Origin of the sequence: Streptomyces sp. NPDC050546 (assembly GCF_044457425.1) — a bacterium.
Lineage (GTDB): Bacteria > Actinomycetota > Actinomycetes > Streptomycetales > Streptomycetaceae > Streptomyces.
Map to the genome: position 1 here is coordinate 42,724 of NZ_JBITGX010000026.1, position 16,665 is coordinate 59,388.

General features: G+C 67.9%; 15 protein-coding genes and 2 pseudogenes. 9 read left to right on the forward strand and 8 right to left on the reverse strand.

The genetic code is table 11. The features are described from left to right. Positions 1-76: 76 nt before the first annotated feature. The gene (locus ACIBK5_RS40620) at positions 77-475 is read left to right on the forward strand and encodes an OB-fold nucleic acid binding domain-containing protein (protein WP_382581020.1); all 399 of its coding nucleotides are present in this window, start codon (positions 77-79) and stop codon (positions 473-475) included. Between the two features lie 3 nt (positions 476-478). Next, on the forward strand, positions 479-1,210 hold the full coding sequence (locus ACIBK5_RS40625) for a DUF3159 domain-containing protein (RefSeq protein WP_399028031.1): 732 nt from the start codon (positions 479-481) through the stop codon (positions 1,208-1,210). Positions 1,211-1,273: 63 nt separating this feature from the next. Here ACIBK5_RS40625 and ACIBK5_RS40630 read toward each other — a convergent pair whose 3' ends face one another. Both ACIBK5_RS40630 and ACIBK5_RS40635 read right to left on the reverse strand, forming a co-directional pair. After that, a complete protein-coding gene (locus tag ACIBK5_RS40630; RefSeq protein WP_399028033.1) occupies positions 1,274-1,951 on the reverse strand; it encodes a potassium channel family protein in 678 nt (225 codons plus the stop codon). Next, the gene (locus ACIBK5_RS40635) at positions 1,951-2,622 is read right to left on the reverse strand and encodes a TrkA family potassium uptake protein (RefSeq protein WP_215118079.1); all 672 of its coding nucleotides are present in this window, start codon (positions 2,620-2,622) and stop codon (positions 1,951-1,953) included. Before ACIBK5_RS40635 ends, ACIBK5_RS40630 begins: the two co-directional genes overlap by 1 nt. Before the next feature lie 284 nt (positions 2,623-2,906). Between ACIBK5_RS40635 and ACIBK5_RS40640 the strand changes: the two genes are divergently transcribed. The 3 genes from ACIBK5_RS40640 (at position 2,907) to ACIBK5_RS40650 (ending at position 7,598) form a co-directional block, all read left to right on the forward strand. Then, positions 2,907-3,821: an adenosine kinase gene (locus tag ACIBK5_RS40640; protein ID WP_399028035.1), complete on the forward strand. Its 915-nt coding sequence runs from the start codon at positions 2,907-2,909 to the stop codon at positions 3,819-3,821. A 265-nt stretch (positions 3,822-4,086) separates the two neighbouring features. Beyond that, positions 4,087-6,138, forward strand: a complete 2,052-nt coding sequence (locus ACIBK5_RS40645) for an APC family permease (RefSeq protein ID WP_399028037.1) — start codon at positions 4,087-4,089, stop codon at positions 6,136-6,138. A gap of 131 nt (positions 6,139-6,269) precedes the next feature. Then, a complete protein-coding gene (locus ACIBK5_RS40650; RefSeq protein ID WP_399028039.1) occupies positions 6,270-7,598 on the forward strand; it encodes a class I SAM-dependent RNA methyltransferase in 1,329 nt (442 codons plus the stop codon). A gap of 422 nt (positions 7,599-8,020) precedes the next feature. Here ACIBK5_RS40650 and ACIBK5_RS40655 read toward each other — a convergent pair. Together ACIBK5_RS40655 and ACIBK5_RS40660 are read right to left on the reverse strand one after the other, a co-directional pair. Further along, positions 8,021-8,275 (reverse strand): annotated as a pseudogene (locus ACIBK5_RS40655) (hypothetical protein); the annotation flags it as partial. A 39-nt stretch (positions 8,276-8,314) separates the two neighbouring features. Further along, positions 8,315-9,122 (reverse strand): annotated as a pseudogene (locus ACIBK5_RS40660) (IS5 family transposase); the annotation flags it as partial. Between the two features lie 271 nt (positions 9,123-9,393). On the opposite strand from ACIBK5_RS40660, the gene ACIBK5_RS40665 reads away from it, so the two are divergent. After that, complete coding sequence (locus tag ACIBK5_RS40665) at positions 9,394-9,600, forward strand: helix-turn-helix domain-containing protein (protein WP_399028041.1); 207 nt, start codon at positions 9,394-9,396, stop codon at positions 9,598-9,600. A gap of 61 nt (positions 9,601-9,661) precedes the next feature. Then, on the forward strand, positions 9,662-10,750 hold the full coding sequence (locus ACIBK5_RS40670) for a tyrosine-type recombinase/integrase (protein ID WP_399028043.1): 1,089 nt from the start codon (positions 9,662-9,664) through the stop codon (positions 10,748-10,750). Positions 10,751-10,839: 89 nt separating this feature from the next. Here the strand turns inward: ACIBK5_RS40670 and ACIBK5_RS40675 are convergent, their stop codons facing one another. After that, the gene (locus tag ACIBK5_RS40675; protein WP_399028045.1) at positions 10,840-11,664 is read right to left on the reverse strand and encodes an SDR family oxidoreductase; all 825 of its coding nucleotides are present in this window, start codon (positions 11,662-11,664) and stop codon (positions 10,840-10,842) included. Positions 11,665-12,391: 727 nt separating this feature from the next. On the opposite strand from ACIBK5_RS40675, the gene ACIBK5_RS40680 reads away from it, so the two are divergent. Together ACIBK5_RS40680 and ACIBK5_RS40685 are read left to right on the forward strand one after the other, a co-directional pair. Beyond that, complete coding sequence (locus tag ACIBK5_RS40680) at positions 12,392-13,108, forward strand: DUF4839 domain-containing protein (RefSeq protein ID WP_399028047.1); 717 nt, start codon at positions 12,392-12,394, stop codon at positions 13,106-13,108. Between the two features lie 122 nt (positions 13,109-13,230). Next, on the forward strand, positions 13,231-13,839 hold the full coding sequence (locus ACIBK5_RS40685; RefSeq protein WP_399028049.1) for a hypothetical protein: 609 nt from the start codon (positions 13,231-13,233) through the stop codon (positions 13,837-13,839). A gap of 75 nt (positions 13,840-13,914) precedes the next feature. On the opposite strand, the gene ACIBK5_RS40690 is transcribed toward ACIBK5_RS40685, so the two are convergent. The 3 genes from ACIBK5_RS40690 to ACIBK5_RS40700 all read right to left on the reverse strand — a co-directional run bounded on the left by ACIBK5_RS40690 (position 13,915) and on the right by ACIBK5_RS40700 (position 16,660). Next, on the reverse strand, positions 13,915-14,685 hold the full coding sequence (locus ACIBK5_RS40690) for a transposase (protein ID WP_399028124.1): 771 nt from the start codon (positions 14,683-14,685) through the stop codon (positions 13,915-13,917). 377 nt (positions 14,686-15,062) lie between these two features. Further along, complete coding sequence (locus tag ACIBK5_RS40695) at positions 15,063-16,046, reverse strand: hypothetical protein (protein ID WP_399028051.1); 984 nt, start codon at positions 16,044-16,046, stop codon at positions 15,063-15,065. Between the two features lie 272 nt (positions 16,047-16,318). Continuing rightward, positions 16,319-16,660: a phospholipase D-like domain-containing protein gene (locus ACIBK5_RS40700; RefSeq protein ID WP_399028053.1), complete on the reverse strand. Its 342-nt coding sequence runs from the start codon at positions 16,658-16,660 to the stop codon at positions 16,319-16,321. Between the last annotated feature and the right edge of the window lie 5 nt (positions 16,661-16,665).

The following is a 16,665-nucleotide window of genomic DNA, read 5'->3' on the forward strand; positions in this document are numbered from 1 at the left end:
GGTGGCTGGGAGGCGCCGATTCGGGCCGTCGTCCCACGGGTACGGAGATGTCAGCACGCCCCGGTACGCTCTAGTCATGAGTGCTGTTCCTCGTTCGCAGAAGCCGGCGGGCCGGTTCCGGCGCATGCTCGACCGGCTCTCCTCGTCGCAGGAGGACCTGGAGTCCGAGGAGCTGCGGGAGGACACCGAGACGGCCGGCTGTATCCGGATCGGAGACTGTCAGGACCGGCAGGTAGTGACGGTTACTGGTACCTTGCGCACGGTCACCCTGCGGCCGCGCGCGGGAGTCCCGGCCCTGGAGGCCGAGCTGTTCGACGGCTCCGCAGCGCTGGACGTGGTGTGGCTCGGCAGGCGCTCCATCGTGGGCATAGAACCGGGGCGCAAGCTGATCGCATCGGGCCGGATCTCGATGAGCCGGGGCCGCCGGGTGCTGTTCAACCCCAAGTACGAACTGAGACCCCTCGGACGGGAGTAGCCGGTGACGTCGCTCGACAAGCCGACCGAAGAGACATCTGCGGACGACAACCGGGCGGTGACCGAGGCCGCCCTGTTCGAGGCGTTCGGCGGCGTCCGGGGCATGGTCGAGACGGTGCTGCCCGGCCTGCTCTTCGTCAGCATCTACACGATCAACAAGGATCTCCATCTGTCGGCGATCGCGGCACTGGCCGTGTCGCTGGTGCTGGTCGTGGTCCGGCTGGTGATGAAGGACACCGTCAAGCACGCGTTCAGCGGTGTCTTCGGCGTGGCCTTCGGTGTCGTCTTCGCGATGATGACCGGCAACGCCAAGGACTTCTACCTGCCCGGCATGCTCTACACGCTGGGCCTCGGACTCGCGTACATCGTCACCACGCTGTGCGGTGTCCCGCTGATCGGGCTGATCCTCGGCCCGGTCTTCAAGGAGAACCTCTCCTGGCGCACGCGGAACCCCGGCCGTAAGAAGGCCTACGCCAAGGCCAGTTACGCCTGGGGCGCGATCCTGCTCGCCAAGTGCGCGATCCTCTTCCCGCTGTACTGGTGGGCCGACACCACACAGCTGGGCTGGGTCCTGATCGCCCTGAAGATCCCGCCGTTCCTGCTTGCCGTATGGCTGACCTGGGTCTTCCTGGCGAAGGCGCCCGCGCCGATCGATGTGTTCGCGGAGATGGAGGCGGAGGAGAAGGCCGCGGAGGAGAGGGAGCGGGAGGCTGCCGCCCGATCCGCCCAGCAGTGAGTCCCCAGAGCTGAGAGAAGGGGCGTCCCGAGTACCGGGGACGCCCCTTCCGGCTTGCTCCGCTCAGCTCTTCGCGCTGTCCTTCCGCACCGACAGCAGGTCCTCCAGCTGTTCCTCGCGTGCCTGCGCGGCCACGAAGAGGAGTTCGTCGCCCGCCTCCAGGGAGTCCTCCCGGGAGGGGGTCAGGACGCGGTTGCCGCGGATGATCGTGACCAGGGACGTGTCCTCGGGCCACTCGACGTCGCCGACCTGCGTGCCGGCCAGGGCCGACTCCTCCGGCAGGGTCAGCTCGACCAGGTTGGCGTCGCCGTGGCTGAAGCGGAGCAGGCGGACCAGGTCGCCCACGCTCACCGCCTCCTCGACCAGGGCGGACATCAGACGCGGGGTGGAGACGGCGACGTCCACGCCCCAGGACTCGTTGAAGAGCCACTCGTTCTTCGGGTTGTTCACCCGCGCGACCACCCGCGGCACGCCGTACTCCGTCTTGGCGAGGAGCGAGACGACCAGGTTCACCTTGTCGTCGCCGGTCGCGGCGATGACGACGTTGCAGCGCTGGAGCGCCGCCTCGTCCAGGGAGGTGATCTCGCAGGCGTCGGCGAGCAGCCATTCGGCCTGCGGGACGCGCTCGACCGAGATGGCCGTCGGCGCCTTGTCGATGAGCAGGACCTCGTGGCCGTTCTCCAGCAGTTCGCCCGCGATCGAGCGGCCGACCGCGCCGGCTCCGGCAATGGCGACCCTCATCAGTGACCGCCCTCCTCTTCGGGACCCTTGGCGAACGCCGCCTCGACCGTGTCGACCTCGTCGGTGCGCATCATCACGTGCACCAGGTCGCCCTCCTGCAACACCGTCTGCGAGGTGGGCAGGACCGCCTCGCCGAGCCGGGTCAGAAACGCCACGCGCACGCCGGTCTCCTCCTGGAGCCGGCTGATCTTGTGGCCGACCCAGGCGGTGGAGGCGTGCACCTCGGCGAGCTGGACGCCGCCGGTGGGGTCGCGCCACAGCGGCTCGGCGCCGGACGGGAGCAGCCGGCGCAGCATCTGGTCGGCCGTCCAGCGGACCGTCGCGACGGTGGGGATGCCCAGGCGCTGGTAGACCTCGGCGCGGCGGGGGTCGTAGATGCGGGCGGCGACGTTCTCGATGCCGAACATCTCGCGGGCCACGCGTGCGGCGATGATGTTGGAGTTGTCACCGCTGGAGACGGCGGCGAAGGCGCCGGCCTCCTCGATGCCGGCCTCCCGCAGGGTGTCCTGGTCGAAGCCGACCCCGGTGACCCGGCGGCCGCCGAAGGAGGATCCCAGGCGGCGGAAGGCGGTGGGGTCCTGGTCGACCACGGCGACCGTGTGGCCCTGCTGCTCCAGGTTCTGGGCCAGGGCGGAGCCCACCCGCCCGCAACCCATGATGACAATATGCATCGCGTCACACCGCGCTTCCTGCAGGCCCTCTGACCTTCATGAATGTCGTGATCATGTCTCTCTTTCGGCTCGCCGGGCATCACATCGCGGCCTGCGTGCGGACCGCCGGGCAACATCATGCCGGTGGAATCAGGCCATGATGCCCTGCGGGGGCGGTGCCGCGTTCGACTGCCCGACTCCAACGTATCGGCAAAGTCGAGGGGGTTGCCCAGGGCCCTGCCCGGGCCGGAGCCGGCTTCGACCGGGGCCCGGGCGGCGGCCCTCGGCGAGGGGAGGAAGAGAGCATGAGTACCGAGATCGACGTGCTGGTCTTGGGCGGCGCGGGCGTGGACACGATCGTGCACGTGCCCGAGCTGCCCGTGCCGCTCGCCGACAGTCACATGATCCGGCCCGGGATCGTGACGCGCGCGGGCCAGAGCGGGGACTTCGTCGCCCTCGGGACGAGCGCACTGGGCCTGCGCACCCACCACCTCGACATGGTGGGCGACGACCCCGAGGGCGACCTCGTCCGGGCCCTGCACCGCGACCGCGGCATCGCGCTCACCGCCGTCCCCCAGCCGCTCGGCACCAAGCGCGCGGTCAACCTCGTCGGCCCGGACGGCAGAAGGCTCTCCCTCTACGACGCCACGCGCTCGGCGGAGACGGACCGGCTGCCCGAGGCCACCCTGCGGGAGCTGGCGGCCGTCAGCCGGCACGCCCACGTCGTCATCACCCAGCCGTGCGGCCACGCGCTGCCCGCCCTGCGCGAGGCCGGCGTGACCGTCTCGACCGACCTGCACGACTGGGACGGGTCCAACCCGTACCACGAGACCTTCGCGCACCAGGCCGACCTGGTCTTCCTGTCCAGCGCGGCCCTGGCCGATCCGGAGCGCACCATGCGGCGGATCACCGAACGGGGCCGGGCCCGGATGGTCGTCGCCACCGCCGGGGCCGACGGTGCCCACCTGCTGGCCGACGGCGAGCTGACCCACGTACCCGCCGCCACACCCCCGGCGCCGGTGGTCGACTCCAACGGCGCGGGCGACGCCTTCGCCGCCGCGTTCCTCTACGCCTGGCTGAACGGTGAGCCGCCCCGCCGCTGCGCCCTGTACGGGACGGTGGCGGGGGCGTACGCCTGCACCGTGCCGTCGACCCGGGCCGGCGGCATCGGGCGGGCGGAACTGTGTGCCCGGGTCGCCGACCTCGTCAGCGGCGGTTGATGCTGCGCACGCTCGCGAGAGTCAGGATTCCGAGGGCGACGACGGCGGCCGCGGCGCCGATCAGTTCTGCGGGCGTGTGCATGGGACCTCCGGGGTCGACAACGGCCGGGTGACGGACGGGGCTTAGTCATATAGGCATGGGAACCGGGTGACCTGCGGAATCCGCAGCCGCGGCGGCCTCCGAATTCACTCGGAGAGCAGATGGGAGGCCGATGAGGGGTGGCGGGTGGGCGAGCCCGCAATCGACCGCTTACGATCCTCTGTTGTGTCCAAACTGACCGACGTGCCCAAGCGGATCCTGATCGGGCGCGCACTGCGCAGTGACCGGCTGGGAGAGACGCTCCTGCCCAAGCGCATCGCACTACCCGTCTTCGCCTCCGACCCGCTGTCCTCCGTGGCGTATGCGCCCGGGGAGGTGCTGCTGGTCCTGTCCATCGCGGGCGTGACGGCGTACCACTTCAGTCCGTGGATCGCCGTGGCGGTCGTCGTACTGATGTTCACCGTGGTGGCCTCGTACCGGCAGAACGTGCACGCCTACCCCAGCGGCGGCGGCGACTACGAGGTGGCGAACACCAACCTCGGCCCCAAGGCCGGCCTCACCGTCGCCAGCGCGCTGCTCGTCGACTACGTCCTCACCGTCGCGGTGTCGATCTCCTCCGGCATCGAGAACCTGGGCTCGGCGATCCCGTTCGTGGTCGAGCACAAGGTGCTCTGCGCGATAGGCGTGATCGTGCTGCTCACGCTGATGAACCTGCGCGGTGTGAAGGAGTCGGGCTCGCTGTTCGCGATTCCGACGTACATCTTCGTCGCGGGCGTCTTCACCATGATCGCCTGGGGTGCCTTCCGCGGACTGGTCCTTGACGACACCATGCGCGCCCCGACGGCGGACTACGTCATCAAACCCGAGCACCAGGGACTGGCCGGCTTCGCCCTGGTCTTCCTCCTCCTGCGCGCCTTCTCCTCCGGCTGTGCCGCCCTCACCGGCGTCGAGGCGATCTCCAACGGCGTTCCGGCCTTCCGCAAGCCCAAGTCCAAGAACGCCGCGACCACCCTCGCGATGATGGGCCTGCTGGCCGTCACCATGTTCTGCGGCATCATCGCGCTGGCCGCGGCGACCGACGTCCGCATGGCCGAGAACCCGGCCAAGGACCTCATCCACAACGGCGTACCGCTCGGCGCGGACTACGTCCAGAACCCGGTGATCTCCCAGGTCGCCGAGGCCGTCTTCGGCAAGGGCAGCTTCCTCTTCATCATCCTGGCCGCGGCCACCGCGCTGGTGCTGTTCCTCGCCGCGAACACCGCCTACAACGGCTTCCCGCTGCTCGGCTCGATCCTCGCCCAGGACCGCTACCTGCCCCGCCAGCTGCACACCCGCGGCGACCGCCTGGCCTTCTCCAACGGCATCGTGCTCCTCGCGGGCGCCGCCGGACTCCTGGTCGGGATCTACGGCGCCGACTCCACGCGCCTGATCCAGCTGTACATCGTCGGCGTGTTCGTGTCCTTCACACTCAGCCAGACCGGCATGGTCCGGCACTGGAACCGCCACCTGGCCACCGAGAAGGACCCGGCCAAGCGCCGCCACATGATCCGCTCCCGCGCGATCAACGCCTTCGGCGCGTTCTTCACCGGCCTCGTGCTGGTCGTCGTCCTCGTCACCAAGTTCACGCACGGCGCGTGGGTCGCCCTGCTCGGCATGGTGATCTTCTACGCGACGATGACGGCCATCCGTAAGCACTACGACCGCGTCGCCGAGGAGATCGCCGCCCCCGAGGGCCCGAGCGACGACAGCGTGCGGCCCTCCCGCATCCACTCCGTCGTCCTGATCTCCAAGATCCACCGCCCGACGCTGCGCGCCCTGGCCTACGCCAAGCTGATGCGCTCGGACAGCCTGGAGGCGCTGAGCGTCAACGTCGACCCGGCGGAGACCAAGGCGCTGCGGGCCGAGTGGGAGCGGCGCGGCATCGACGTACCGCTGAAGGTCCTGGACTCGCCCTACCGAGAGATCACGCGGCCGATCATCGAGTACGTCAAGGGACTGCGCAAGGAGTCGCCGCGGGACGCCGTGTCCGTGATCATCCCCGAGTACGTCGTCGGCCACTGGTACGAGCACCTGCTGCACAACCAGAGCGCGCTGCGGCTCAAGGGCCGGCTTCTCTTCACCCCGGGGATCATGGTGACCTCGGTGCCGTACCAGCTCCAGTCCTCCGAGGCGGCCAAGAAGCGGGCCCGCAGGCAGCAGGACTGGAACGCGCCGGGGTCGGTGCGGCGGGGGCCGGCGCAGGTGCGGTCGAAGGAGTCCTCGGAGCACAAGTCCTGAGCGGGCTGTTCGGGCAGCGGGGGTGATTCGGCCGGGCGGCAGCCACGTAGACTGGTGGGCTGTTGTCCGGCCGCTTCCGTTCGGCCGCACCCCTTTGATCGTTCCCCTCACGCTTTTGGAGTCACCCCGCCATGCAGGCAGAACCGAGGAAGTCGCTGGTGGGGGAGGAGTACGAGGTCGAGGTCGGCCCCGTCGCCCACGGTGGTCACTGCATCGCCCGTACGTCCGAGGGCCAGGTGCTGTTCGTCCGGCACGCGCTGCCCGGTGAGCGGGTCGTGGCGCGGGTGACGGAGGGCGAGGAGGGTGCCCGCTTCCTGCGCGCGGACGCGGTCGAGATCCTGGACGCCTCCAAGGACCGGATCGACGTGCCCTGTCCGTTCGCCGGGCCCGGCCGCTGCGGAGGCTGTGACTGGCAGCACGCCAAGCCGGGCGCGCAGCGGCGCCTGAAGGCCGACGTCATCGCCGAACAGCTCCAGCGGCTCGCCGGGCTCACGCCGGAGGAGGCCGGCTGGGACGGCACGGTGCTGCCCGCCGAGGGCGACAAACTGCCCGCGGGCCAGGTCCCCGCGTGGCGCACCCGCGTCCAGTACGCCGTCACCGCCGACGGCCGGGCGGGCCTGCGCCGGCACCGCTCCCACGAGGTCGAGCCGATCGACCACTGCATGATCGCTGCCGAGGAGGTCAGCGAGCTGGGCATCGAGAAGCGCGACTGGACCGGCATGGACTCCGTCGAGGCGATCGCGGCGACGGGTTCGCAGGACCGCCAGGTGGTCCTGACGCCGAAGCCGGGCGCGCGCCTGCCGCTGGTCGAGCTGGACCGCCCCGTGTCCGTCCTACGGGTGGACGAACGCTCCGGCGGTGTCCACCGTGTCCACGGACGCCCCTTCGTCCGCGAACGCGCGGACGGCCGGACCCACCGGGTCGGGGGTGGCGGCTTCTGGCAGGTCCACCCGAAGTCGGCCGACACCCTGGTGACGGCGGTCATGCAGGGCCTGCTCCCGCGCAAGGGCGACATGGCCCTCGACCTCTACTGCGGCGTCGGCCTCTTCGCGGGCGCCCTCGCCGACCGGGTCGGAGACGGCGGGGCGGTCCTCGGAATCGAGTCCGGAAAGCGGGCGGTGGAGGACGCGCGGCACAATCTCGCCGAGTTCGACCGCGTCCGTATCGAACAGGGCAAGGTCGAGAGCGTGTTGCCGCGTACGGGCATCACGGAGGTCGACCTGATCGTCCTCGATCCGCCGCGGGCGGGTGCGGGCCGGAAGACGGTGGAGCATCTGGCGTCGCTGGGGGCCCGGCGGATCGCGTATGTGGCTTGCGATCCGGCGGCGTTGGCGCGGGACCTGGGGTACTTCCGGGACGGGGGGTATCGGGTGCGGACGCTTCGGGCGTTTGATCTGTTTCCGATGACCCACCATGTGGAGTGCGTTGCCATCCTTGAACCGGCGGCTAAGGGCTCCTGACCTGCTGTTTCGTTCGTGCGCATTATGTGCGGTGTGGGCGTTACGGGCGATATCTTGACGCTGAAATGACGCTCGTGACGCTCATTTGACGCTCGTTCTGATGGGGTGTCAGACACCATTTCGGACAGGTCAAACCTTGTCAGGGTGCCGAGCACCGCTGGTGCGACGAGGGAAGGCGACGCTGGGTGCAGACCGACTGAGTTCTGCTGGTCAAATGTCCCGGGAGAGACCAGGGAACGCGGTGACCTGCCGCGATGAATGACTGATGGTCGCTGACCTGCGCAATTGACCTTTCAGCTGTTTCACACTCGTGCCGGTTGATGGAGCCGGAAGCCCCAGAAAAGTCCCATCCGACCGGGGGCCACCACGAGACCGGCCGGGACAAGCGGCATGACTGACAGTGCGGCACGATGACAGCCGCATCAACATCTGCGCGCCGACCTCCGCCATCGCGATCGACGGCAGGGTACGGATCGATGGATCGACGATCGTGTTATGGACGCCCGCGCGCCGAGGAGATCGCTGAGCACGCGCACCAGAGACGTCGGTGACAGGGCCAGTCGGGCGTCGAGCGCTGTCTCCCACTGCTCGGTCAGCCCGATCATGAGGCGTTCGCGCATGCCTGGGCTGACGTGGGCGTAGCGCGCCGAGACGGAGCCGTCCATGTGGCCCATGCGACCCACTGTGGTGAGCGGAGGCAGCTCGTCAGTCGCCTATGGCCGGCACAAGGCGCCAAGTTGTCGTTGGGTGATCAGGCAACAGGCGAGTTGAGGAACGCTTCGTGGATGTCGGCCCGCCGTTCCCAGCGGATCCGCAGACGTCGGAAGCCGTGCAACCAGGCGAACGTCCTCTCGACCACCCACCGGTAGGTGCCCAGACCAGTGCCGTGCCGGGTACCACGTCGAGCGATCGCCGGCACGATGCCTCGATCGCGGATCTGGTCGCGGTAGATGTCGTGGTCGTAGCCGCGGTCGGCGAACAGCGAATCCGGTTTGCGGCGGGGACGGCCGACCCGGCCGCGAACCGGCGGGATCGCGTCGAGCGACGGCAGTAGCTGAGTGACGTCGTTGCGGTTGCCGCCGGTGAGCACGACCGCGAGCGGGGTGCCGTGCCCGTCGGTGATCAGGTGGTGCTTCGAGCCGGCTCGGCCCCGGTCGACCGGCGATGGGCCCGTGTGGATCCCCCTTTTAGGGCCCTGACGTGGGACGAGTCGACCACGCAACGGGACCAGTCCAGTCGAGAAGCCGCGTTGAGGTCGGCAAGCAGGACTTCATGCAGCGCTTGCCAGACACCCGCCTCGTTCCAGTCCCGCAAACGCCGCCAGCAGGTCATACCCGAGCCGAAGCCCAGCTCCTTGGGCAGGTACTCCCACTGGATCCCGGTGTGCAGGACGTAAAGAATCCCGCACAACACATCCCGGTCAGGCAACGGCTTGCGGCCCGGGTGCCGGAAGCGCCGCTCGCGCTGCGGTAGCAGCGGCTTCAGACGGTCCCACAGCTCATCCGGCACGATCCACGGCAACATCTCCACACGGAACCGAACGCTCAACTCCTGCCGTAGGCACGGCCATCAGCAGCGGTCCATCTCATTGTGTTAGCCGCTGTAACAGCCCATCCTCATCTGCACCCGTGGTCCTCACCCCAACAAGCCGTCAGTGATCAGCGTCCCTTTGGCTGGGGCTCTCCGTGAAGCGGTCCCACTGCCCTGACAGGGCTGGTTGACCGCCTTGGACCGGACGATACTCCGGCTGCCGACTCGCCGGGCGCCCAGCCCACCCCACCTCAAGGTCTCCTTTATGCCCGCACGCTTGCTGTCCATCCCTGCCGTCGCCGCCGCTTTGGACGTCGATCGCCGCACCGTCTACCGCTTCATCGCTGCCGGCGACCTACCTGTCGTCGACCTCCGTACCGGACCAGGCCGGTCCCGTGTACGCGTCCCTGCTGCCGGCCTCGACGAGTTCATCAGCCGCCGCGCCGTCGTACCGCTGGCAGCCCGCCGCTGACCCTGGCCCATCCCGGCCCCGTCACCGTTGAACAGGGAGTAGAGCCTCGTACCTCCGTAAGTTGAAGTCCGGCAAGTGGCAGGCGACCGTACGCAACCGGGCCGGAGACCGGTTCAGCGAGTCGTTCCCCCTAAAGGCGCAGGCACGAGCCTGGGGCAACGAGATGGAGACCCAGTTCGCCCGCGGAGGCATGCGCGACCCGCGTGCCGGTGAAATGTCGCTCCGCGAGTGGCACGACCGGTGGTGGAACGCCCGAATCGTTGAGCCCCACACGCTTCGCGGCGACGCATCCAACATCAAGAACCACGTCATGCTCTACTGGGCGGACTGGGAGATGCGGGCCATCACCCGCATGGACGTCCAGAGCTGGCTCCGGACCCTGGTTGAAAAGGGGGCGGGGGCCGCTGCGATCAAGCGGGCCTACAACCTGACGTCCTCCATGATGCGCGCTGCCGTCGACGACGATGTACTGGCGGTGACCCCGTGCCGCAACATCGACTTGCCCCAGATCGCGGTCAAGCCGCCGCAGTGGTTCACGCTTGACCAGGCACAGAGCATCCTGGACGAACTCCCCGCCGCGTGGCGGACGATGTGCTTGCTCGGCTTCTACACCGGACTCCGATGGGGAGAACTCTCTGGCCTGCATCGGCACCGCATCGACCAACGCCGCTCGCGACTGTTTGTGGTGGAGGTCAACAGCAAGAGCGGCATCAAGGAGTACCCCAAGAGCTCCAAGAGCCGTAGAGAGGTCCCGCTCCCGCCTCACGTCCTGGAGGCCCTCGAACGCCACATTCACCGGCTCGACCGGGAGGCCGTGGTGTTCACCACCATCACCAAGGGCCGTGCCGGACGGCTCCTCGCCGACAGCAACTGGCGTCGGCAGACCTGGTGGCCCACCGTCGAGGCCGCCTACTACTTCGACAGCGACGGCGAGCAGCTACTCGTCCCGCACTACCCGCCGCACTCCATGCGTCACACCTGCGCCTCGTGGCTGGTCCAAAAGGGAGTGTCGCTCTACGAGGTCCAGCACCTCCTGGGCCACGAGAGCTTCCAGACCACCCAGCGCTACGCTCACCTGCAGCCGGACACGCACAAGGCCGTCCTCGGAGCATGGGAGCGGATGGAAGCCCCGCTCACCGTCGCAGCATGAACGTTCCTTCTCCTCTGTCCGCGCCGGACGGGGGAGAAGGCGTTTGACAGCAGGTGACGCCAGAACGGGCTGGGGTCCGCCAGCGGGTGTTACCTCGTATGGAGGAAGTCCCTGGCGCCGCGGAGCCTGATGCCCAGCCGTTGCGCGGCGCGGCTGTCGAGGCGTACGTCCAGTGCCCCCGGTAGCCGGGTGTCCGCCCGACGGCCCGCGGGCAGCAGGGAGGGTGCGATGCCGTCGCGGCGGGCGATGAGCACGCCCAGCGAGTAGCGGCTGAGGGCGTCGGTGCCGGCGAGGTGGAAGACGCCTGCCTCGTTCGAGGCCGCGAGCTTCCACAAACCGGCCGCAAGATCGGCGACGTGGACGGGGCAGCGAATGTCGTCCGTGAACAGGGCTCCCTCCCGCTGGTTGGCAGCCAGTTCGTGCACCACCCGTTCGTGGTGGGATCCTCCGTCGCCGATGATCAGGGAGGTGCGGACGACAATGCCGTCCGGGCACAGCAGTCGCACAGCGGTCTCAGCGGCGGCCTTCGCGGCCCCGTACGGGGTGATCGGGTCTGGGGTGCAGGTCTCGTCGTAACGGGCCTTGCCGATGCCGGAGAACACGGCATCAGAGGAGACATGTACCAGGCGGATTCCGAGCTTCGCGGTGGCCATGGCGATGTGGATGGAGCCGTCCGCAGTGATCGCCCAGTCCGCACCGCCGCTTGTCATGTTGATCACCGCGCGAGGTGCCACCGTAACCAGGAGCGCTTCCACCTGTGCGGGATCACGGACGTCAAGCTGGTGCCAGGCGCCAGCCTGCGCGGCACTGGGGCGGGAGTGGAACGTAGCATCCGCCTCCCAGCCCCGTACTTGCGCTTGGCGCAGCAGCTCCGTCCCTAAGAACCCGCTGCCACCAATGATCAGCATCCTCATGCCGCACACGCTAAGGCATGCTGTCGCGGCGGCGGAGAGTACGGAAAATGCAGCAGGAGGCCGGGCCCGTTCGGCGTGAGCATCCCGCAGGGGACCGCAGCACGGTCGTGCGCTCACCCAAGTTCGAGTCAGGGTCTGTGTGGTGAGTCATCGTGTAACTCCTCAACAGAGAGCATCAGTTAGAACTGAGTCTCCCGCGGAAGAGCGGCATGAAGTAGAACACGTGTGCGAGTTAGTCGGCAGTTGAGGGCGGTCTGCTGGCGCAGTTGACGAAGCTGGTGGTCGAAGGGCCCTAAGGGTGAGCTCAACGATCATCTCGGGCGGGAGAGCAGGGGCGGGCCGACGAAGGACCCGCGACCGTCTTGTCGGCGTCGCTTCCCTGGCTCCGGGTGGGGAGGCTGGTGGAAGTCTTCACGCTCTGTACGTCGATGACACAGGCCGACGGGCTGGAACTGTACGGCCCTCCATCTGCCCCTCCAGCTGCATCAGCAGGCCATGGAGCTGGGCGAACACTTGCGCCGCTCGTGAGGCTACCAACGGTGATCAACTCGTTGCCCGAGGTGTGCCCTTGGTAGTGCGTGCCGACTCCGGTCTCCCGTTACACGCGTTCAGCGTGCTGCGGATCCCCTTGATGAGCCGTCAGTTCGTGACGCCGGGCTCCTCGCGGAGTCATCTATGCTCGCGCCCAGTTGGTATGACCAGTTCGCTTCAGGGGGCGGGGAGCCGCATGGCCGGTGAGGTCAAGTACGAGTACAAGGCCGTGCAGACGGTTCGGGGCACCGACGGTTTGGTGATCTCGAAGATGCAGAAGGACGGATGGGAGCTCGTGGAACAGCTCCCAGGCAGACTTCGCACCACCCTCAACTTCCGTCGGCCGAAGAGGCCACTGCCTTGGCGTCTGATCGGGGCGGGGGCTGCCGGCCTCGTGGTCTTGGCCGCCATCATCGGCACGGGCGTTGCGCTCGGCGACGGCGACGAGGAGAAGGGCGCGTCGGCCAGTTCGACAGCCGCCAGTGAGAAGCCTTCGGCTACGCCGCCCGCAGACGAGCCGACCACCGCTGAGGTGATCACGGCGCAGAACAGTCCCGAGTTCGCTATGTTGTTGAAGGCGGATCCGTGTGGAGAAGGGAACGTGAACTTCGCAACCAAGCACGAGGGGCAGACGGTCGCCTTCGACGGGTCAATCAGGCACATGGCGGCCCACGCGGATGACCGGACCCGCTACGACTTCCTTCTCGGCCCGGGCGACAAGGGGCCGCAGACGACGGACGGCCCGAACTTCAAGTACGAGGACGTCAACACCGGCAACCTCCACCTGACCGGCAAGGAGGTCCCTGCCACCATTGCAGTTGGCGACAAGTTCCGCTTCATCGCCGAGGTGATCGAGTTCAACACGGTCCAGTGCCTATTCCGCCTCGCCCCGGTCTCGACGGAGACCCGGTAGCCGAAATGGGCAGCCTTCCCAGCATGGAGGGAGCTGCCCGATGGAACGGCCCCCTGCTCCATCCATTCGAGAGTTTTGAACTTTCCCACCAGCTTGCCAGACGGCAGCGCCATCCTTGACCCATGCTCGCATCCAGCCCTGCCCAACGGCTCGCCGGCCACGTTCGACACCTCCTTGGCGGCGGACCGTTTCTCCAGCCCGGCGGATGGACCCACATGGGTGCTGTCATCTGCGACGTCAGCTTCCAGCCACGGTGCAACTACGAGAGGACTCTCCGACCGCGGCTCCTCCATTTGCAACTGAGCTGGGCTGATGCAAGAACAGTCCGCGGCTTCCAGCGCCGGCTCGTCACGGAAGACCTTGCCGTGGCCATGAAGTTCAACCACGCACAGAAGGTCGCGACGGCTCACGCCATCACCGACCTCCTCGCTGCCGACGGGGTCGATACCCGCGAGGACCTTTACACCTGGCTCGATCATCAGGCCAATCGCGCCGCTCTGCGCACGGTGAAGGGAGTGGGGCCGAAGAGCATCGACTACATAGGCAATCTCGTCGGCCGTTCGCACGTCGCCGTTGACGTACATCTGCGCGCCTTCGCCGTGGATGCTGGTGTTCCGGACCTCCCATACGACCAGTTGCGTGCAGTGTATGAGGAAGCCGCCGCGCTTCTCGGGCACGACAAAGGCGGACTGGAGCATGCCGTTTGGCGGCATAGGTCGAAGGCCACGTAGCCACCCAGCGGGCCTAAAGGGTGTTGCAGAAGGCTTACTGGCGGGCGCGGTTGAGTGGCGACTGGCGTGCTGTTTTCACCCGGCCAGGGCGAGGTTGTGCATGGTGGCGACGGCCTGGACGGCGTGATGGAGGCCGTCGCCCCGTTGACGGCAGTCGCGGAGGATCTTCCAGTTCTTCATCCGGGCGAAGGTGTGCTCGACGCGGGCACGGACGCGCCGGTGTTCGGCGTTGTCTTCCTCCTGGCCGCGCAGGAGGGGGCGTCCGGCTCGTCTGCGGTGCGGGACGATCAGCCCGGTGCCGAGGTAAGCGCCGTCCGCGATCACCGTCGTGCCTGCCGCGAGAGCGGGCAGATCGGACTCCCGCCAGACATGCGCATCCGCCTTGTTGCCGGCTGCCGGCCGGGCTGATGCCACCACCAGGCGGGTGTCGGCATCAATGATGACCTGCACATTCGCCGAGAACCCGTAGTTGCGCGAGGAAGCACCGACCGTTCGGTCACGGACCGGGATCAGGGTGCCGTCGACGATCCATAACCGTTCCACGCCCGCCACCGGCCTGGGCGCCGGCTCCAGCGCAAGCAAGGGCCGCAGACGCTGGATGACCCGGCAGACTGTGGCGGGCGAGCAGCCGAAGAGCGGTGCGAGCTGCCGCATCGTGAGGTTCGTGCGGTAGTACACGGCTACCAGCAGCACCCGCTCGGCCAGCGGAAGACACCACGGCCGGCCACCACCGGGACCGTTGCCGCCTCGCTCCCGCACCACCCTCAGCAGCTTCTCAAAGCGCTCCATCGGCAACCCGGTGAACGTCTCCACCCACACCGGCTCGGCCCTCAACACCCCACCCATACAGGCAAAATGCCCGCTACCAAGCCTTCTGCAACACCCTTTAGCGTTGTAGGTGCGGGTTACAGCAGGCTGATCGCTCGTGGATGATGCGCGGCCGAGTTCGCGGACCATGTCTCCGGTCTTCTCCTCCCACCAGCTAGCGAAGATCCTGCGGTGGCACCATCGAGGCCAGGCGGAACCGTCCTGTGGCCGGGGAAATTGCCGTGATCCCGTGCGTCGGGTTACCTGTTCGATTCGTCATGCAGCTGGAGTCGCGAGACCTGCCCGTTCCCGGCGGGCAAGGGCACCACGGAGCAGTCGAGCCGGACCCCGTGGACGGGCGTTCAGTCGAGCGGACTGGACGCCCGTCCCGGCCATGGCTTGGGTCCGGGCGAACGTCAGCAGCGGAACCCGTGGGTCGTGCCCCGGGGCTCGACGTCGGTGTAAGGCTTGAACCACTCGTCCCACAGGTCGTCTTCGGCCACGTCTGCTTCCAGGAAGTCGTGCGCCCTGTCGCTGACGTCGAGCAGCCTGCTCTCATTAGCGAGGAACTCCCAGTCGTAGTCGAACCGAGAGGCCGGAAGGGTTTGGTAGACCTCGTCCGCGCATACGGATTCGATACTGAACCCGCCGATGCTGCTCACGGCATGGCCGAATAGCACGCTCTCGGCCAGGCAGCGCGGTTCCGGGATGCCACCGGCGAGCAGATCGGCCGCGAGGTCGTAGTACGCGCGAGCGCAGTGAAGCAGGAACCAGTTCGACTGGGCCTCCGCACTGACCGGAACGCTTTCTTCCCAAAAGTCGGGGTCATAAGCGGCGAGGTACGTCTTGTCCGCAAGGTCCTTCAGCTGCCGATGGAGAACGAATGCGGTCCTGGGCGTTACACCAACACCGCCGCAGTCCCCACAGCCGCGCCCCCGGGGGGACGAGTCGCAGACAGCGCACTTTGCGCAGTCCTCGTCCACAGCGCAGCCGCAGTTCCGGCAGTTCCCGCAGTCGGTAGCGCTGAAAAGCGAGAACACGGCCGCGTTGCGCTGTCCCAGGCTCTCCGTAACGGCCCGCGCGGTTCTGCGCGCAGCCTGGGCCCGTGGGGCGTCACCATTTGCGTCCTCGATCTCCTCCGCGATGTCAGTGATTGCCCTCCTGAGGGGGCCAGGCAGGGAAGCCGAACACCGGTGAACCTTCGCGAGGGCGCCTGTTCCTCCCTGGAGAGCCGCATTGAGTGTGTGGGTGAGCAGCTGGGATTCGTCGCGATCCTCGAACGTCCCGATCTTCGAGAGCTCCGGTCCGCGGGGTGTCCCCCGCATGCTGAACAGGATGGCGCCGTTGCCCTTTGGCTGGGTCAGGAAGAAGAGATGCGACGGTGCGGAACGTGCCGGCATGGCTGAGCCTCCGAGTGGTGCGCGCGGGCATCGAGCGCGGGCACGGCAGGGAACACCGCCGCAGGCTCGTGCCTACTACGTGAACGATGAGGTGAGAGACAAGCCGGTGGTCCGGGTGCGTCCGCAGACTCCTTGGCTGAAGCGCAGCTGGTGATCTGGCTACGAGCGAGACCCCGTTGCTGGCACGCGGAAGCCTGCCACAGAAGGTGCCGGGAATGCCAGTGAGTTCACGAAACCTGAGCTGGGGTGAACATTGTTCGATCCCTCAACTCCTACCCCCTCCACCCTGATGTCCTGGTTCCCGGCGTTGCTCTGGCCGTTCGGCCCCGTTTTGCAGACCGTGTCGTAGCAGCGCCAGAGCGGCGGCGCAGCTTGATGCTCGTGCCGCCGCAGCGGGCGCACTTCGGCGGGCGGGTGAACAGCTCGGCGTGCTCGTGTTCCAGGGGCTTGCGGGCGAAGTGGTCGCCGCGCATCGTCACCATGACCTCGCGGGTCCACGCCTGGGACAGGGTGTTGAGGCTGCCGATCATCACCGTCCGCTCGTCGATCACCGCGATCTTCTGGTGCATGACGTTGACGGAGACGACCATGTGGACGACGGCCCGCAGGTCCACGATGA

Excerpts from the sequence above, each read along its gene's own strand:
- ACIBK5_RS40620 (WP_382581020.1), top strand. The coding sequence starts at position 77 with ATGAGTGCTGTTCCTCGTTCGCAGAAGCCGGCGGGCCGGTTCCGGCGC.
- ACIBK5_RS40630 (WP_399028033.1), bottom strand. The coding sequence starts at position 1,951 with ATGAGGGTCGCCATTGCCGGAGCCGGCGCGGTCGGCCGCTCGATCGCG.
- ACIBK5_RS40635 (WP_215118079.1), bottom strand. The coding sequence starts at position 2,622 with ATGCATATTGTCATCATGGGTTGCGGGCGGGTGGGCTCCGCCCTGGCC.
- ACIBK5_RS40640 (WP_399028035.1), top strand. The coding sequence starts at position 2,907 with ATGAGTACCGAGATCGACGTGCTGGTCTTGGGCGGCGCGGGCGTGGAC.
- ACIBK5_RS40650 (WP_399028039.1), top strand. The coding sequence starts at position 6,270 with ATGCAGGCAGAACCGAGGAAGTCGCTGGTGGGGGAGGAGTACGAGGTC.
- ACIBK5_RS40665 (WP_399028041.1), top strand. The coding sequence starts at position 9,394 with ATGCCCGCACGCTTGCTGTCCATCCCTGCCGTCGCCGCCGCTTTGGAC.
- ACIBK5_RS40675 (WP_399028045.1), bottom strand. The coding sequence starts at position 11,664 with ATGAGGATGCTGATCATTGGTGGCAGCGGGTTCTTAGGGACGGAGCTG.
- ACIBK5_RS40680 (WP_399028047.1), top strand. The coding sequence starts at position 12,392 with ATGGCCGGTGAGGTCAAGTACGAGTACAAGGCCGTGCAGACGGTTCGG.
- ACIBK5_RS40685 (WP_399028049.1), top strand. The coding sequence starts at position 13,231 with ATGCTCGCATCCAGCCCTGCCCAACGGCTCGCCGGCCACGTTCGACAC.
- ACIBK5_RS40690 (WP_399028124.1), bottom strand. The coding sequence starts at position 14,685 with ATGGGTGGGGTGTTGAGGGCCGAGCCGGTGTGGGTGGAGACGTTCACC.
- ACIBK5_RS40695 (WP_399028051.1), bottom strand. The coding sequence starts at position 16,046 with ATGCCGGCACGTTCCGCACCGTCGCATCTCTTCTTCCTGACCCAGCCA.